Genomic DNA, 17,151 nt, shown 5'->3' with positions numbered 1-17,151 from the left:
TATTTTTTTTTAAAAGTTTATTTTCATTCCTACAGTATATGTACGTCCAAACCCGTACCATACAGATGCAGTTTCTGCATTAGAAGCTGAACCGTCAAAACCAAAACTCACATATTCTGTATCCAGAATATTATTCACGTTACTGTTTAGAATAGCTTCAAATCCTCCAAACTCAAATTTGTGGGTAAGACCAACATCTAGCAAACCATAAGATGGAATTTCCCATGGGCTGTAATCTGCTCCGGAACTAACCCCAAGTATATCAAATTGACTGTACAACTCGTCTACATAGGTCCAGTTTGCACGAATTGTTGTTCCAGGAAGTGGTTCATAATCACCACCAAGTGCGAAGGTGTTCTGGGCACTACCCCCTACCGGAATGTCTTCAAGAAAAAGATCAATACCCTCGTCTAAAACAGGATTTTGTTCTTCATCAAAGATCATTACATCCTCAACATTACTATCCCATTTCCAATCTCCAATAGAAGCCATACCATTAATAGTAAGATTATCTAAAGGCTTGTAACTAAAATCAAATTCAATACCCTGGTGCAGCGCATTCACCCCAAGTATATTGGCGAAGTAAGACTCCCCAGTTTCATCATCAAAGAAAGATTGCGTAAAAGGTTTGTCCTGCCAATGCGTTCTATAGACGTTCAAATTTGCTCTTAACTTTGAACTTCTAATACCGTAGCCAACTTCTGCACTAAAAATCTTTTGATTTTCAGCATCTTCATTAATATCATTTTCGAAATTTTGAAAAACCTGGTCAAAGAAAGGTGCCCTTTCAAAATAACCAATATTGGCAAAAATATTATGGTTATCATTAAGGTTATAGTTTGCCCCCCCTTTTACACTGGAAGCAAAGAAGCTAATCCAATCTGTTTTCTGCTCGGGATCAGAATCAAGATAGTTAAAATAATCTATCCTTTTATAAGAAGTGTTAGAAGCCGCAAGAGATATAAATGCAGAAAGATCATTTCTAGAATATTCTGCCTGAAGGAATCCACCTTCCCAATGTACCAAACCATCATTGTGATAATTAATCTTATCACCAACTCTTGCTACATTTATCAAGTTATTCTCATTACTACCCTCGTCTAACCAGTAAGTACCACCTAAAAGATCTCTTACTTCCTGAAAATGTCTTCCTTCGTAATACCTGAGATCAATCCCGGCAAGTAAATCAATATCTTCAGTAATCTCTGTGGTTAAAGTCGAAAGTGCACCATACCAACTATGGTCGTTTCTTGAATTATATAAAATGGTTTCAGAACCAAGTGCTCCGTTTTCAATATTATCTGCTACTACAAGGTCTAAATTTAGTGGCTGTAAATACCCGTTTCTATAAGGAGAATCTATACTTCTTAAATTGGCTTCACCTTCGTAACCACCACCTCCACCTGTACCAAAGGAAGCGTAAAGTGCTGTAGATAATTCCATTTTATCAGAAATATTCCAATAATGGTTTAAAGACATTTGAGGTTTGTGGTAGAAGTTATCCTGTACATGTTTTACTTCACCATTTAAAAAACCCCAGTCCCCATTGAATTTAATACCCCTTTCGCTTGCACGAAAAGTTTGTATTAAATGTGAAGTTTCTCTTTGACCGTGTCTTTGCGGCGCCCCAAAAGCTGTAAAAGAAAGCTCATGGTCTTCATTAAATTTCTTTGCAAGGTTTACAAAGTAAGAATAACCTTCAAATTCAGTTCCGTCTACAAATCCGTTACCTGTTGTTTTAGATACAGAAACTGTAGCAGCAAAACCATTATCTAACAATCCTGTAGAAACTGTCCCGCCATACTTTTGATATCCGTCATTACCTGTGGTTGCAAAAACACTACCACCTTCTTCGGCATCTGTAGATTTTGTAACAATGTTAATAGTTCCTCCTATAGAAGGCACAGCTACTTTAGAAGCTCCAAGACCCCTTTGCACCTGCATTGTTTGGGTAACATCTGAAAGTCCCGCCCAGTTACTCCAGTAAACGTTTCCATTCTCCATATCGTTTACAGGAACCCCGTTGATCATTACCGCAACGTTTTCATCATCAAAACCTCTTATTCGAACTTCGGCATCTCCATATCCTCCTCCTTGTTTATGCACGTAGATACTGGGAGTAGATTGAAGAATTTCCGGAAATTCTTTATTACTTAATCTTAATTCAATTTCTTCAGATCTAATTGTGGAAACAGCCACGGGAGTTTTACGGTCTATTGCCAAAGAGAAACTTGTAATAACAATTTCTTCCAAAGCCCCGGCATCAGCATTTAGTACTATCCCACCAAAATTCTGAGACCCGTTGGCAAGGTTATAATCTAAAGTTTTTGTGGTATAGCCTACGAAACTAATTTTTATTTGTCCCGAATCTGAATTTACTCTCAGAGAGAAGTTACCGTCGAAATCTGTTGTAGTTCCATTGTTTGTTCCCTCAACCATCACAGTTGCACCCGGCAGGGGACCATCCATTTCAGAATCTATTACGGTACCAGTAATAGTTCCTTGAGCAAAAATTGTAGCAGATGTTAGAAACAACGCTAATGCTAGTAATTTCCTCATTTTTTCGCTTTGTTTGTTTTGAGTTAAAAAATTCACGGCAAAAGAAGCTAAAACCTAAAGACTATACTTTATCCAAATGTTAAGGTTCTTAACTTTAACATCAACCGCGGTGCAAAACTACTGCTATTTTTTAATTCTCTGAAGTATTGTTACTTACAGGATTTCAACAAAGCGAAAGAATTATTTTAAAAAGAATTTTAACAGGTTTTTAGTAGAAGAATCATGATTTTCAACAGAATTATTTTCTATTTCCGCAAGAATTTTTGAAGCTAATTGCTTACCTAATTCCACACCCCATTGATCATAACTAAAAATATTCCAGATTACACCCTGAACAAATATTTTATGCTCATACATAGCCACTAATTTCCCAAGGCTTTCTGGTGTAAGTTTTTCAATTAAAATTGAATTCGTGGGCTTATTACCATCAAAAACTTTAAAAGGCAACAGTGTCTCTATAGCGTCTGCACTCATCGATTTCTTTTCCAGTTCTGAGCGTACTTCCTCTTCAGGTTTTCCCTGAAGCAAGGCTTCTGTCTGCGCAAAATAATTGGCCATTAATTTGTCGTGATGGCCCTTATCCTGGAAAAGAGAATTTTTAAAACCTATGAAATCTGCAGGAATAAGTTTTGTGCCCTGGTGGATTAGCTGAAAAAAGGCGTGCTGGGAGTTTGTTCCAGGTTCCCCCCAGATTATTGTTCCAGTCTGGTAATCTACTTTATCTCCGTTTCTATCTACACTCTTACCATTGCTTTCCATGATTGCTTGTTGCAGGTAAGCTGGCAGCCTGTGGAGGTACTGAGAATATGGAATTACAGCCTCACTTTCGGCTTTAAAAAAGTTATTATACCAAATGCTTATTAACGCAAGCTGCACGGGAATATTTTCACTAAAATCTGTATCCTTAAAATGCGCGTCCATCTTCTGAGCGCCCTGCAGCATTGCGTTAAAATTAGAATAACCCACAGCAAGGCTGATAGAAAGCCCAACAGCACTCCATAGAGAGAACCTGCCACCAACCCAGTCCCACATCGGGAAAATGTTTTCTGAAGCAATACCAAACTCCTTTACCTTCTCCACATTACTGGAAACGGCAACAAAATGTTTTGAGACAGCCTCTTCTGGAGCTGTTTTCTTAAACCAACTTCTAATAGTAATTGAATTGGATAACGTTTCCTGGGTGGTAAAAGATTTGGAAACAATTATAAACAAGGTCGTCTCAGGGTTTAAATCCTGAATTGCCTGATGCACATGGTCTCCATCTACGTTAGAAACATAATGCACCTTTAAATGATTCTGATAATATTGAAGTGATTCTGTTACCATCACGGGCCCCAGATCTGATCCTCCAATCCCGATATTCACAATATCTGTGAATTTTTTACCGGTATATCCTTTTCGGCTACCTTCAATAACCTCATTTGAAAAAGCTTTAATTTTTGCTTTTACTTCCTGAACTTCAGGCAGAACGTTGTCTCCCTCTACAGTGACATTTTGATCTTCCTCAGCCCTTAAAGCTGTATGCAGTACAGGCCGACCTTCTGTCTTGTTAATCACTTCACCTCCAAAATAAGAACTGATCGCTTCTTCTAATTTACATTCTCTGGCTAACTCAAGAAGAAGGCTTCTCGTCTCATCGGTAATTCTGTTTTTACTATAATCCAAATAGAAATCCTCCCAGTGAATGCTGAAGTCCGCTCCGCGATTTCCATCTTTTTTGAAAAGATCCTTCATCTGAAGTTTTCCAATTTCTTTAAAGTGCTCTCCGAGTTTTCTCCAGCTATCAGTCTGTGTAGGATTTATATTTTTCATCTCAATGTTTTTAATTTAATTATTCTCAAATGTTCTTATAAGGAATTTTATCCAACTGTTCCTTAAGAGGTTCAATATAAGCATAATACTCATCTTTATGAGCATCTTCTATATGTTTAGCTGTTGGGAGGTTTTGACGGTAAGGATCCACCTGCTTTCCATTCACCCAAAATCGATAACACACATGAGGCCCTGTTGCGAGACCGGTGCTGCCTACAAATCCAATCACATCACCCTGCTTAACAGCCTGTCCATTTCTCACATTTCTTTTGGTCATGTGCAAGTACTGGGTAGTATATTTATTGTTATGCCTTATTTTTACATAGTTCCCATTCCCTGAGGTATAACTTGCCGCAATAACGGTACCATCTGCTGTACTAACAATGGGCGTACCATGAGCTGCAGCATAATCTGTTCCTAAATGTGCTTTCCAGCGCTTCTGCACCGGATGATATCTTCTTTTGCTGTAACGGGAAGAAATTCTGCTATAGTCAAGGGGCGCCTTCAAGAAAAAGCTTTGTAAAGCCTTGGCCTCATCATCATAGTAACTGGATTTGTTAGTAATGCTGTCGGTTTCATATTCAAAAGCATAGAATGGCTTATCTGAATGCCTGAAAACCGCTGCTTCCACTCTATCTATTCCGGCAAAAATAGTATCATCTATGTATTTTTCATGATATACCATTTTAAACTGGTCGCCCTTCTGAAGTCTAAAGAAGTCGATACTCCACTGGTAGATGTTAGAAAGCTCATACACCAGGAGATTACTTAATCCCTGGTCCTGCATTGCTTCAGAAAGTGAAGAGGTGATTACGCCGGAAACTTCCCTTTTCTTTACAGAAACAGGTCGTTGCTTTTTATAAGCCTTAATTTCATCTCCAAGCCCCACCACCGTAAAATCAATTTTATTTTCTTCGTAAATAAAAAATTGTGGTGTTTGTGCAGAGTCTTTAGCCTTTAGGATCATATACTTTTTTCCGGCAACTATTCGTGCGGGATTAAAAGTATCGTTTACTTTTTCTGAAATTTCATAAACTTTTGCAAGGCTCACGCCCTGCTCACCCATTATATTCCCAAAACTATCACCGGGCCGGATGGTATCTTCTACTACCTCATAATCATTTATAACAAATCCATACTTCTTAACCTGAGGAGGAGTTTTTAAAACTGCTACCTCTTCCTGCTTTTCTTCTACAACATTATCATCATTACAAGCTATAAATGCAAAAATGATAAGAATGAGGGTGCTTAATTTTTTCAATTTAATTATTTCGGTTTTCGCTGTTAAACATGTGGTTAACCCATTGTTTGCCCCAGTCGTTAAACTCTTCTTCATTCCACAGATTGGGGAAAAAGGATATTTTTTGAAATCCCGGCGGCAAAAACTTTTTCCAGTTTGTTCCTCCCGTAGCAGCAATCGTTTCCTTATCTCTACTAAGGTAACGATGCGCGGCGCCCATATGCATAAGCAGCCAGTTGATATTCACATTTATGTCAAATTCCTTCATAGCCAGGATAAGTTTAGTATCCTGCTTTTCTTCTGGCCGAAGTTGTTTGTACTTATGGAACATCGTAGAGCCTTTAACTTCTTTTGCAATTCTCAAGAAACGGGGCGTGTATCTCTTTTCGAACTGTTTAAGGGTTAAAGTCTTTTCTCCCGTCTTTAAATCTATTCCTCCTCTTTTCCAGTACACTTGTTCATATAATTCCTCAATAGAATTTTCCTGAGAGAAGTTTTTTCTGTTATCATGAAGAACAATATGTTCAAGGGGAGTAGCATAGATTTCGATCATCCTAAATTGAGCAGATTGGAATCCGCTTGCCGGTAATAGGGCCATCCGGAATTTCAAAAACTGCTCTCTCTCCATTCCCTTGATCATCACATCAAAAGAATTTATAAGAATCCGGAAGTACCGATTTAGTCGTAATAGTTTTTCAGTAAAAAAAGAAGCCGTAAGGCTTTCGTTTTCAATAATCTGCTTTTGCTCATGGATAATGAGCTTAAAGTATAATTCAGTAATTTGATGGTAGGTAATAAAAATTGTTTCGTCCGGAAAATGAGTATTTGTCTTTTGCAGGCTTAACAAGGTATCCAGACTCACATAATCCCAATAAGACAGGTATCGGTCATAGAGCAATCCATCCAAATAGGAGCCCATATCCTGACCGGAATTTTTAAACTTTTCTTCAAGTTTAGAAATACGATCAGCTATTTCCGGTTTTATTTCCATCCTTAATCCATAATTATCCTAAACGGATTCCTTAGTCCTTTGTAAGCATCCAAATCGGCATCCAGTGAACCAACAGCGAGATCTGCCTCTATCTTCACCGGTATTTTATTTTCATCATCGGTTACCCAAAAAGTGAGACTTTCCTTCTCTTTAAATACCCTACCCGCCATTACAAAGGGACGAAATTTAAGAGTGGCTACTTTTCCAAATTTCGTTTTAATAACCTCACGACCAATAAATTGCAATTTGAAATCCATATTTTCATCATCGATAAAAAGGTTCAAATTCATTTCCTCTCCCGGTCTTAAACCGTCGCTGCTGATTTCGTTGCGAATATAATAAAATGCAGATAACATATCATGCACATTTTCTTTTGTAGTGTAAGTCTTGTTGGTATTATATTTTTTATTGTAGACCAGCGCCTGATTATCCTTATGATTAAAATGAACCTCAAGATCTTTAGTATGTCCTCCCTCGTTGATTTTCCTAATAAACCTGTATGGCTTCCCATCTTTTTTATCTATAAAGGTTTGATAATTATCATCTACCTTGAAAAACCAACTTAAAGGTGCTGTGGATTTTCCAATACCTTCGACATGATATACTGGCTTGCCATTTACCACCGTTTCATCTACCTCGAGTGTAGCAAAACTTGCAGTGAACATGCCATAATGAATGCGGAATTTGAGCCATTCCCCTTTCTGAAATGCCTCTTGAGAATTTCCCCGGAAGGGAGAAAAGCCAAAAAAGATAAGAAGTGCAACCGCAATAAATCTTTTCATAATATTTTTTTATTTTCCGAAAAACGGGGCTGATTTGTAAGTTTAAGAAAATATTTACAATTACTATTCCAAATGTATTAAAACCAAAAGCCCCGTCAAATTAAATGACAGGGCTTTTTGTCTTAACAAACCAACTAACTTAAATTATGAAAACACTTTTGTAATGAATCCAAAAAAATGCGGGCGCAAAAGTCTATATATTCAAATTTCAGAACAACAATAAAATAGACTTTAACCAAAAGGATTATATCTCTTTAAAAAACAAAGCCAAACAGTTACGGGTAAGCAATTTTTTATATCTAATTTAGCGTTCCACGTAAATCCTGTTCCCTTTCTATGGCCTCAAATAGTGCCTTAAAGTTTCCCTTTCCAAAAGATTGTGCTCCTTTCCTCTGGATAATTTCAAAAAACATTGTTGGACGGTCCAAAACAGGTTTTGTAAAAATCTGAAGCAGATAACCTTCGTCATCTCTATCTATAAGCACTCCTAATTCTTTAAGAGGCTCTAAATCTTCATCTATTTTTCCCACCCTTTCCAAAACCGTTTCGTAATAAGTTGCGGGAACATGAAGAAATTCCACTCCGTTGTCCCGTAAAAGCGTAACAGTTTCTATAATATTATCTGTCGCAAGAGCAATATGCTGTACTCCTGCACCATTGTAAAAGTCAATATATTCTTCAATTTGAGATTTCTTCTTTCCTTTAGCCGGTTCGTTAATGGGAAACTTGATCCTGCCGTTACCATTACTCATAACTTTGCTCATTAAAGCAGTATATTCTGTAGAAATATCTTTATCATCAAAAGAAACCATCTGAGCAAAACCCATGACTTTAGCATAAAATTCACACCATTTGTTCATTTCATTCCAGCCAACATTTCCGACCATGTGATCTATATATTTGAGACCGACTTCTTTAGATTTTGCCAGAGGAGAATATGCTTTGTATCCCGGCAGGAAAGAGCCGGAATAGTTTTTCCTTTCTATAAAAAGATGAATGGTTTCTCCATAGGTATGAATTCCTGAAATAACAACAGATCCATGCTCATCCTGCATCACGTAAGGTTCCCTGTAGGATTTAGCCCCTCTTTTTGTAGTTTCTTCATAGCTCTTCCTGGCATCGTCCACCCATAGTGCTACCATCTTTACACCGTCTCCATGTTTATCTATATGCGCATTAATTTCACCTTTTGGTTGTAAGGGAGAAGTTAATACGAGCCTTATTTTTCCTTGCTGAAGAACATACGAAACACTATCCTTTTTTCCGGTTTCCAATCCTGAATATGCCAAAGGCTGGAATCCCCAGGCATGCTGATAATAATAAGCGGACTGCTTTGCATTCCCCACATACAACTCCACGAAGTCTGTTCCCAGGATCGGCAGGAAATCTTCTGCTTCCGGTACTTCCTTTTTCAAATTTAAAGATGTTTTATCTGTAGCCATTCCGTTTATTTTTATAGATCCTTTACCTTTTTAAAACTATAATATTTGAAGAAATTCTTCAGCTTAATGATTTCCTTCCAACCACGATTTGTAATAAGTTTCATCTGCAATTTCCAGAGCCTCTTCAGTAATCATAAGAGGTTTAAAAGTGTCCACCATAACCGCTAATTCTTCAGTTTCTATTTGCCCTATACTCCTTTCTACCGCTCCCGGGTGTGGCCCGTGCGGAATTCCGGCAGGATGAAGTGAAATATGTCCTGCTTCAATATCATTCCGGCTCATAAAATCACCATCAACATAGTAGAGTACCTCATCACTATCTATATTACTGTGGCTGTAAGGAGCCGGAATACTCTCCGGGTGATAATCGTATTTGCGCGGACAAAAACTACAAACCACAAAAGCGTCCGTTTCAAAAGTCTGGTGTACCGGGGGTGGCTGGTGAATTCTTCCGGTTATCGGCTCAAAATCGTGTATTGAAAATGCATATGGATAATTATAGCCGTCGTAACCTACCACATCAAAAGGGTGTGTCGCGTAAACAGCATCAAAGATCTCCCCTTGTTTTTTTATTTTAATCAAAAATTCTCCTTCTTCATCATTGGTTTCCAGCTCGTAAGGTCTGCGCAAATCCCTCTCACAAAAAGGAGATTGCTCCAGTAATTGCCCAAACCAGTTTCTGTATTTTTTTGGAGTGTAAACAGGACGGCGGGATTCTACAATAAATAAGCGGTTATTCTCATCATCAAAATCCAGCTTATAGATGGTTCCCCTGGGAATTAACAAATAATCTCCATACTTAAAATCCAGATTTCCCAAATGCGTTCTAAGCTTCCCACTACCTTTATGGATGAAGAGCAGCTCATCTGCATCAGAATTTTTATAGAAATAATCTTTTGTGGAAGCCTGCGGGGAAGCAAGTGCAATGTTCACATCGCTATTGGTCAACACAATTCTCCTGCTTTCCAGATAATCTGGCGCAGGCACCACCTTAAAACCTTTAAATTTATAGGACTTTAAATTATTTGCTACCGCTATTTTAGGTTTTACACTATTGCCTGCACTCATTTCCTTTACCTGTGTGGGCCTGTGCTCATGGTAAGAATTAGAATACATTCCATCAAAACCTATGGTGCCAAATAATTGTTCATAATACAGGCTACCATCCGGCTTCTTAAAAACCGTATGTCTTTTATGAGGTATTTTCCCAAGTTGATGATAAAAAGGCATAATTCTGAAGATTTAAAGGAGATTCCGCAGAAATAAATGTAAAATAACGCATTTTTTAAAGCTGAAATTCCGATGAAACCAAATATCGCTATTATATGCTAAAATATTCTTAAAACAAGGCTAAATATAATAGCTCCTTCGGAATTTTTCTTTGCCCTGATCCTGCTTTAAAAAGTTGTTTTACAAGATCTTCGGAAGAACCTGTGACCGGCAAAGCCATTGCCCGAAAACTGCAATTTTCGACCTTCTATCTTCTCAATGCTTCCGTAGAAATTTCCGAAGCGAATAAAAATATTTTGGGTGAAAGAACTAAACTTAGAACCAAAAGCCTAAACTAAAAAACCAATGACTCTCCTTGATTTCGGGGGAATAACTATACTTCACTTCCAGGGGGCCAAGGAAAGTTTCCAGTCCATAACCAAGTGCGTAGCCGGTATAATCTGGCATGGAAAGCCAGTTTCCGCTAGAGTATAATTTATTCTCCACGTTGGCGATGTTTACACTGGCGATCAGGTGATGTTTTCGAAATAATTCATAATCGAGGTCAAGTAAAGCTTTTATATAGCTGTCCCCCGACAGACTTATAAAATCATAACCATAGAAAGAAATAAAGTTATTGATTGGGTAATTACCATAACCGCCCAAGAAGAAATCGAGCGTGTTTATATTGTCGTTTCCAATTTTAAATCCCGTTTCTGCAGAAATACGGGTGGTGAATTTTTCAAAAGGTGTGGCAGCGTAACCTACTTTTCCCTTTGCAATAGAAAATTCAGCAAAATCATTATTTGAAGAAAACAGATAAACATGGAAGTCGCCATCAAAATAAACTCCCTGGCTAGGAAAATATTTATTGTCGTACGAATCAAATTTTAAGTAACCAAACGCGCTGTAATAATTGTTATCCTCAAATACAGTATTTCCGCTTTCGCCATTTTCATCCTGAAAAGCTTCAGAAGTGATATCCAAATATTTATGTTCGGCACCCATCCCAAAAGAGAATACTTGCTGGAAAAGTGTTTCCACGTAAAACTGGTTGGTAATGTCTTTGTAATCTATACCTATATTCTCCACGCCAATATTTTGCAAATCCCCATTCTGATTGGCAAAATCAAAAGAAATGTCTTTATTAAAATTATTAAATCTTGATTTAAGCCCTATACTCCAGTAATAACCCTTATCTATATAATAATCGAAGTAATACCTGAAATGATCCCCAACAACCACATCCACGGAAGCAACATCATTGGTTAAAAGCAAACTTTTGCGGGTAAGGTTCAGCAAAACGCCGCTTTCATAAAGGTCATCATAATGCAATGCTAACCGGAGATAGGATTTATTCTCACTTTCCTCAATATCCATATTCAGGGTGTACTCCTCGCCGTCTTTACCGGGAATCAGGTTGTAACTAATTTTATCAAAATTTCCGGTAGCCGAAAGGTTATTCACCCCTACATTAAGATCATTAAACGTCAATTTTTTTTCAGGATCCAGTTTCAGTTTTCCTAAAATGTAGGACTGCGGATAAGTGTTATTACCATTTATTTCAAGATTAGTCACATAAATGCTGTCCTGTCCTTGCTTCTTTAGCTCTCTCTTAAAATCTTTCTGCCTTGCCGCAAGTTGTTCCAACTGCTGGTATTTTTCCTTTGCCGCGACCCTTCCGGAATCAATTATAGCCTCCCCTTCGCTAAACGAAATCACAGAAAATTTCGAAATATCAGGATTAATGTAAATATCGGTCTGCGGGATCTTATCCTTCATCTCGCTAATCGTCCTGAAATTGCCAATTTGTGTTAAAATATCAAGCACACTCCGGAGATTATCCTTATCGATAAGCGTATCCTGAACATCTACCCCAATAATAATTTCTGCACCTCTCCTTTTTAATTCCTCTATAGGATAATTATTTGCCACCCCGCCATCTGTAAGTAAACGACCATCGATTTTCACCGGACTAAATATTGAAGGGATTGCACCACTGGCCGATACTGCTTTGGCAAGAGAACCGCTATCCAAAATCACCTCTTCCCCGGTTTCAATATCTGCAGCAGTACAAAAAAACGGAATGGGAAGCTCATTAAAGTCATCAATTTCGCTCACATGCATCGTCAAACGCGACATGAGGTTATAAATATTCTGGCCTTTGGAAAGTCCCGATGGCAGGCCTAATCTAAAATTATCAAAAGGAAGACTTATGGCGTACTTCTCGGTGTCCTCTTTTTCGTAAAAAGTTTTTGCGCTTCGCGGAAGATCGTCCTGGATAAGGATATTAAAATTAGTTTCATGAAATATAGAATCAAGATCATTGGCAGTATAACCCGAAGCATATAAACCGCCAATTATAGCGCCCATACTACTTCCTCCAATGTAATCTATACGTACCCCGGCTTCTTCAATAATTTTCAAAGCACCAATATGTGCCAGGCCTTTTGCACCACCACCACTTAAAACAAGACCAACCTTAGGATCATCTTTTTGCTGGGAAAATCCCCTGACACTTATTAAACACAAAAAAATGACCAGTATGTTTTTCATTTATTTCTTATGATAGTGCTCATATAGAATACGTGCTTTTGAAGCTCCTACTACTTCACTCAGATTTTCCAGAGAAGCCTCTTTTATTCTTTTAACAGATCTAAATTGTTTTAATAATTCAATAACTGTCTTTTCTCCAATTCCCGCAATAGATTCCAACTCTGTATTTAACGCAACTTTACTCCTTTTGTTACGATGAAAAGTAATTCCGAATCTATGCGCCTCGTTTCTTAACTGCTGAATGATTTTTAAACTCTCTGTTTTCTTGTCCAGATAAAGCGGAATATTGTCATCTGGATAGAAAATTTCTTCCAGCCGTTTCGCAATGCCGATAATTGCAATTTTTCCACGTAGACCCAAAGTCTCCAAAGCTTTAACACCGGACGATAATTGCCCTTTTCCACCATCCACTATAATTAACTGCGGCAGGTCTTCACCTTCATTTAGCAATCTCCTATACCTTCTAAAAACCACTTCTTCCATAGAAGCGAAGTCATTTGGGCCTTCTACTGTCTTTATATTGAACTTTCTATAGTCTTTTTTACTCGGTTTTCCGTTTTTAAAGACCACACAGGCAGCTACCGGGTTGGTTCCCTGTATATTTGAATTGTCAAAGCATTCTATATGCCGCGGTTCTTCGTTTAAACGTAAATCCTCCTTCATCTGGGCCATAATACGGTTCACATGGCGGTCCGGATCTATAATTTTCATCTGTTTAAACCGCTCCTGGCGGTAATATTTGGCATTTCTGAGGGATAGCTCTACAATTTTCTTCTTATCGCCCAACTGCGGAACGGTAACCTTTACATCTTCAGCAAATTCAATATTAAACGGAAGATAAATTTCTTTTGAATTTGAATTGAAGCGCTGCCTTATCTCGGTAATTGCCAATTCCAGCAGTTCCTGATCACTTTCGTCCAGCTTTTTCTTCATTTCAATAGTATGCGACCTGATAATGGCGCCGTGAGAAATCTGAAGGAAATTTACATAGCCATAACCCTCGTCACTGGTAATGGAAAAAACATCTACATTAGTAATTTTGGGATTTACGATTGTAGATTTTGACTGATAATTCTCAAGTACATTAATTTTTTCCTTGATTCGCTGCGCATCTTCAAATTCCATATTTTCAGCATGCACTTTCATCTGATTTCTAAACTGCTGCAGGGAATCCTTAAAATTTCCTTTTACGATCTGCCTTATGGCTTCAATATTCCGGTTGTAATCTTCTTCTGCCTGCTTAGCTTCACAAGGACCTTCACAATTTCCCAAATGATACTCAAGGCACACCTTGTATTTGCCATTTTCGATCTTATCTTCAGCTAAATCATAATTACAAGTCCTGAGTTTGTACAAGCCTTTAATAAGGTCCAAAAGTGTATTTACAGTTTTAAAACTGGTGAAGGGGCCGTAGTATTCGCTGCCATCCTTAATTAGCCTGCGGGTTGGGAAAACCCTGGGAAATCGTTCGTTTTTAATGCAGATCCAGGGATAGGTTTTATCATCCTTTAGCATCACATTAAACCGCGGCTGATGCTTTTTAATAAGGTTATTTTCAAGCAGCAGCGCATCGGTTTCCGAAGCAACCACAATATGCTTAATTTCCTTAATCTTCTTCACCATTACGCCTATCCTGTGAGAGTCGTGACGTTTGGTAAAGTAGGAAGTGACCCTTTTCTTAAGGTTTTTCGCCTTCCCTACATACAGGATTTTCCCGTTCTTATCGTAATACTGGTACACCCCGGGACTGTCGGGCAGAGTTTGCAGTTGTACTTCCAATGCAGGCTTTTCCATTACTTCAAAGATAAAATTTATTGCGCTTAATGCCGCCGTGAATTTTAAAATTTAAAACAGAAAAACCACCGGTTTGCAGCTACTACCGATGGTTTTTCTCTTAATAAATCGTCCTTTCAGCCTACGAAATATTTCCGTTCTTCAATTCTTTAACAGCATAATCCACTGCCCTGGCGGTAAGCGCCATATAAGTTAAAGATGGGTTTTGAGTACCTGTTGAAGTCATACAGGCACCATCTGTCACAAAAACATTTTTAGAGGTGTGCAACTGGTTCCACTCATTTAACAAAGAGGTTTTTGGGTCTTTACCCATACGAACGCCTCCCATTTCATGTATGTCCAGTCCGGGAGCCTGTTTAGAATCGCTGGTCCTGATATTTGTAAATCCGGCGCTTTCAAACATTTCGGTGATCTGTTCAAAATAATCCTCGATCATCTTTTCATCATTATCATCATAAGCTACATCAAAATTGAGCAGCGGGATTCCCCATTCATCCTTCTTACTATTGTTAAGGCTAATAAGGTTGCTCTCTTTGGGAATCGTCTCGCCCATCATATGGCTTCCAATCCTCCATGGCCCCAGCTTTGGTTTAGCAAGTTTTTCTTTTAAAGCTACTCCTAGTCCATCCTCGCTGGTATATTCACTACGGTAGGTACTAACACCCGCAGCATACCCCCTTAAGAAGTTGGTTTCCTGCTTATGAATATTTCTGAACCTTGGAATGTATCCACTGGTAGGCCTTTTTCCATCTGTAGTAAAATCTGTAAAACCATCGTATTCTGCAGTTGCCCGGGCCCTGTAATTATGAAAAGCAAAATACTTACCAAGAAGTCCGTTGTCATTACCAAGACCATTGGGAAAACGTTTTGATTTAGAATTTAGCAAAATCAGGTTCGTGTTTGCAGCCGCAGCATTTACAAAAACAATTTTTGAAAAATACTCTGTAACTTCCTTGGTGTGAGCATCAATTACGCGTACACCTGTAACCTTTTCTTTTTCTTCATCGTAGATAAGCGATTCTACAACAGAATCAGGTTTTAAGGTGAGGTTTCCTGTTTTCTCGGCCCATGGTAAAGTTGATGAATTACTACTGAAGTAGCCTCCGTAAGGACAACCCCTCTGGCACAATACCCTGTTCTGGCATTGTACCCGTCCCTGTTGTTTATGTATATCTTTTTGTTCTGAAAGATGTGCGCAGCGTGCAACAATCACGTGACGATCACCATATTTTTCCGCTACCTTTTCCTTAAAGTACTTTTCTACTTTGGTCAGTTCGTACGGTGGTAAAAATTCACCATCAGGTAATTCGGCTAGGCCATCTTTATTCCCGGATATTCCGGCAAATTTTTCAACGTAGCTGTACCAGGGAGCCAAATCTTTATAACGTATTGGCCAGTCTACAGCAAAGCCGTCCCTTGCAGGTCCTTCAAAATCGAAATCGCTCCAGCGCTGTACCTGTCTTGCCCACAGTAATGATTTTCCACCAACCTGGTATCCTTTTATCCAGTCGAAAGGTTTTTCCTGTACATAAGGATGTTCATCGTCCTTAGAGAAAAAATGGGATGCATCTTCTTTAAAGGCGTAGCATTTGCTTACAATAGGGTTTTCTTTTTTTACTTCGAGTGGCAGCGTTCCCCTGTGATCCATTTGCCACGGGTGCAGGCTGGTAGTAGGATAATCTACCACATGTTTTACGTCTTTCCCGCGGTCCAGGACCAAGGTGCGCAGCCCTTTTTCAGTTAATTCCTTAGCTGCCCATCCCCCACTAATGCCAGAGCCAATAACAATTGCATCATAAGTTCTTTCTTCTACTCCGTCTATATTAAAGTATGCCATAATTATGCGTTGTGATATTTTTCTTGATTAACCGGAAAACTTCCATCCCACCTTGAAGGTACCTGCTCATAATCCAGGATATTTTCCAAAACATATTTAGAGGTAGTATAACCTGCTATGGTTAGATCTTTTACAAAAGGAACAAAATTGATTTTTTTATCTGATGATTTCTCTGTTGCCAGCATCTTGTTTAAAATTTCGTGTCTTTCTGCACCCGAAAGTTCTACAAAAGATTTTCCATATTGGTCTTTACTAGCCTCGTCTACACTATTAAAACCCGCCGCAAATTCCTTTTGAACTTCTTTCTCAAAACAGTCATTAACCATCACAAGCACAAAGCGATCTACTTCAAGTTCTTTGGCTCCGGGTGTATCTGTAGCAGGGATAATGGTATCTACCATTCCTGCCAACATCAGCTTTTGATCGTCGTTTACATCGCCGTTTGCTTCGGGTAGTTCCTCCGCTGTCCAGGAATCAATCCAAAAAGGCACTGTTGCCAGTCCTACTGCAGATATTCCAAGGGTTTTAATGAGATCTCTTCTCTTCATTTTTGTTATTTATAAGGTATAAGTCGTACTTTTTTAGTAAAATTTCTGGTGTTAGAAAATTAAGCGTATGATAATTCATTGATGCTTAAACGCTGTCTCCTTTAAGCCTTCAACAGGTTGTGAAGATAAAGTTAAAGTTCAAACCGTAAGTGCAAAAATAAAACTTTAAAGGCTTCTTCAGTTAATTGCCACGACATTAACAATTATAATTTCTGAAGTAGTGTTCTGCAATTTTCAATTTACTTTATACACAAACCGTACCAGCCGGAAATTAAACTTCAGCCTATACTGATATTCTTCTAACAGAACTTTTTCCGAAGTAAAAATAGCTGCATAAAAAATTTCGAACTAATATTTGAACTTCAAAAAAATAACCGGGAG

Annotated in this window: 11 protein-coding genes; all 11 read right to left on the bottom strand. The window is 38.3% G+C overall.

What is annotated here, in order from left to right; translation table 11 throughout:
- Positions 1-9 precede the first annotated feature (9 nt).
- Positions 10-2,559, bottom strand: a complete 2,550-nt coding sequence (locus tag RM545_RS02850; RefSeq protein ID WP_311493808.1) for a TonB-dependent receptor — start codon at positions 2,557-2,559, stop codon at positions 10-12.
- A gap of 180 nt (positions 2,560-2,739) precedes the next feature.
- Complete coding sequence (gene pgi, locus RM545_RS02845; RefSeq protein ID WP_311493807.1) at positions 2,740-4,371, bottom strand: glucose-6-phosphate isomerase; 1,632 nt, start codon at positions 4,369-4,371, stop codon at positions 2,740-2,742.
- Between the two features lie 25 nt (positions 4,372-4,396).
- On the bottom strand, positions 4,397-5,632 hold the full coding sequence (locus tag RM545_RS02840) for a peptidoglycan DD-metalloendopeptidase family protein (RefSeq protein ID WP_311493806.1): 1,236 nt from the start codon (positions 5,630-5,632) through the stop codon (positions 4,397-4,399).
- A 1-nt stretch (position 5,633) separates the two neighbouring features.
- Positions 5,634-6,602, bottom strand: coding sequence for a tryptophan 2,3-dioxygenase family protein (locus RM545_RS02835; protein ID WP_311493805.1), 969 nt, complete (start codon positions 6,600-6,602; stop codon positions 5,634-5,636).
- 2 nt (positions 6,603-6,604) lie between these two features.
- Entirely contained in the window at positions 6,605-7,384 is a 780-nt protein-coding gene (locus RM545_RS02830; protein ID WP_311493804.1) for a DUF3108 domain-containing protein, read from the bottom strand.
- Positions 7,385-7,683: 299 nt separating this feature from the next.
- A complete protein-coding gene (gene hppD / locus RM545_RS02825; protein ID WP_311493803.1) occupies positions 7,684-8,826 on the bottom strand; it encodes a 4-hydroxyphenylpyruvate dioxygenase in 1,143 nt (380 codons plus the stop codon).
- Between the two features lie 63 nt (positions 8,827-8,889).
- Entirely contained in the window at positions 8,890-10,056 is a 1,167-nt protein-coding gene (locus tag RM545_RS02820) for a homogentisate 1,2-dioxygenase (RefSeq protein WP_311493802.1), read from the bottom strand.
- Between the two features lie 315 nt (positions 10,057-10,371).
- Positions 10,372-12,591, bottom strand: coding sequence for a patatin-like phospholipase family protein (locus RM545_RS02815; protein WP_311493801.1), 2,220 nt, complete (start codon positions 12,589-12,591; stop codon positions 10,372-10,374).
- Positions 12,592-14,385, bottom strand: a complete 1,794-nt coding sequence (uvrC, locus tag RM545_RS02810; RefSeq protein ID WP_311493800.1) for an excinuclease ABC subunit UvrC — start codon at positions 14,383-14,385, stop codon at positions 12,592-12,594. It lies immediately after the preceding gene.
- Positions 14,386-14,506: 121 nt separating this feature from the next.
- A complete protein-coding gene (locus RM545_RS02805; protein WP_311493799.1) occupies positions 14,507-16,222 on the bottom strand; it encodes a GMC family oxidoreductase in 1,716 nt (571 codons plus the stop codon).
- 2 nt (positions 16,223-16,224) lie between these two features.
- Positions 16,225-16,770 (bottom strand): gluconate 2-dehydrogenase subunit 3 family protein, encoded by a 546-nt coding sequence (locus RM545_RS02800; RefSeq protein WP_311493798.1) that lies wholly within the window; start codon positions 16,768-16,770, stop codon positions 16,225-16,227.
- Between the last annotated feature and the right edge of the window lie 381 nt (positions 16,771-17,151).

Origin of the sequence: Autumnicola lenta, assembly GCF_031846515.1 — a bacterium.
In the GTDB taxonomy this organism is placed as follows: domain Bacteria; phylum Bacteroidota; class Bacteroidia; order Flavobacteriales; family Flavobacteriaceae; genus Autumnicola; species Autumnicola lenta.
Note: the sequence above shows the minus strand (reverse complement) of the source record. Positions and strands in the feature narration are given on the sequence as shown.

What these genes read in the sequence shown, in the direction of transcription:
- RM545_RS02850 (WP_311493808.1), bottom strand. Translation starts at nt 2,559, where the DNA reads ATGAGGAAATTACTAGCATTAGCGTTGTTTCTAACATCTGCTACAATT.
- pgi (WP_311493807.1), bottom strand. Translation starts at nt 4,371, where the DNA reads ATGAAAAATATAAATCCTACACAGACTGATAGCTGGAGAAAACTCGGA.
- RM545_RS02835 (WP_311493805.1), bottom strand. Translation starts at nt 6,602, where the DNA reads ATGGAAATAAAACCGGAAATAGCTGATCGTATTTCTAAACTTGAAGAA.
- RM545_RS02830 (WP_311493804.1), bottom strand. Translation starts at nt 7,384, where the DNA reads ATGAAAAGATTTATTGCGGTTGCACTTCTTATCTTTTTTGGCTTTTCT.
- hppD (WP_311493803.1), bottom strand. Translation starts at nt 8,826, where the DNA reads ATGGCTACAGATAAAACATCTTTAAATTTGAAAAAGGAAGTACCGGAA.
- RM545_RS02820 (WP_311493802.1), bottom strand. Translation starts at nt 10,056, where the DNA reads ATGCCTTTTTATCATCAACTTGGGAAAATACCTCATAAAAGACATACG.
- RM545_RS02815 (WP_311493801.1), bottom strand. Translation starts at nt 12,591, where the DNA reads ATGAAAAACATACTGGTCATTTTTTTGTGTTTAATAAGTGTCAGGGGA.
- uvrC (WP_311493800.1), bottom strand. Translation starts at nt 14,385, where the DNA reads ATGGAAAAGCCTGCATTGGAAGTACAACTGCAAACTCTGCCCGACAGT.
- RM545_RS02805 (WP_311493799.1), bottom strand. Translation starts at nt 16,222, where the DNA reads ATGGCATACTTTAATATAGACGGAGTAGAAGAAAGAACTTATGATGCA.
- RM545_RS02800 (WP_311493798.1), bottom strand. Translation starts at nt 16,770, where the DNA reads ATGAAGAGAAGAGATCTCATTAAAACCCTTGGAATATCTGCAGTAGGA.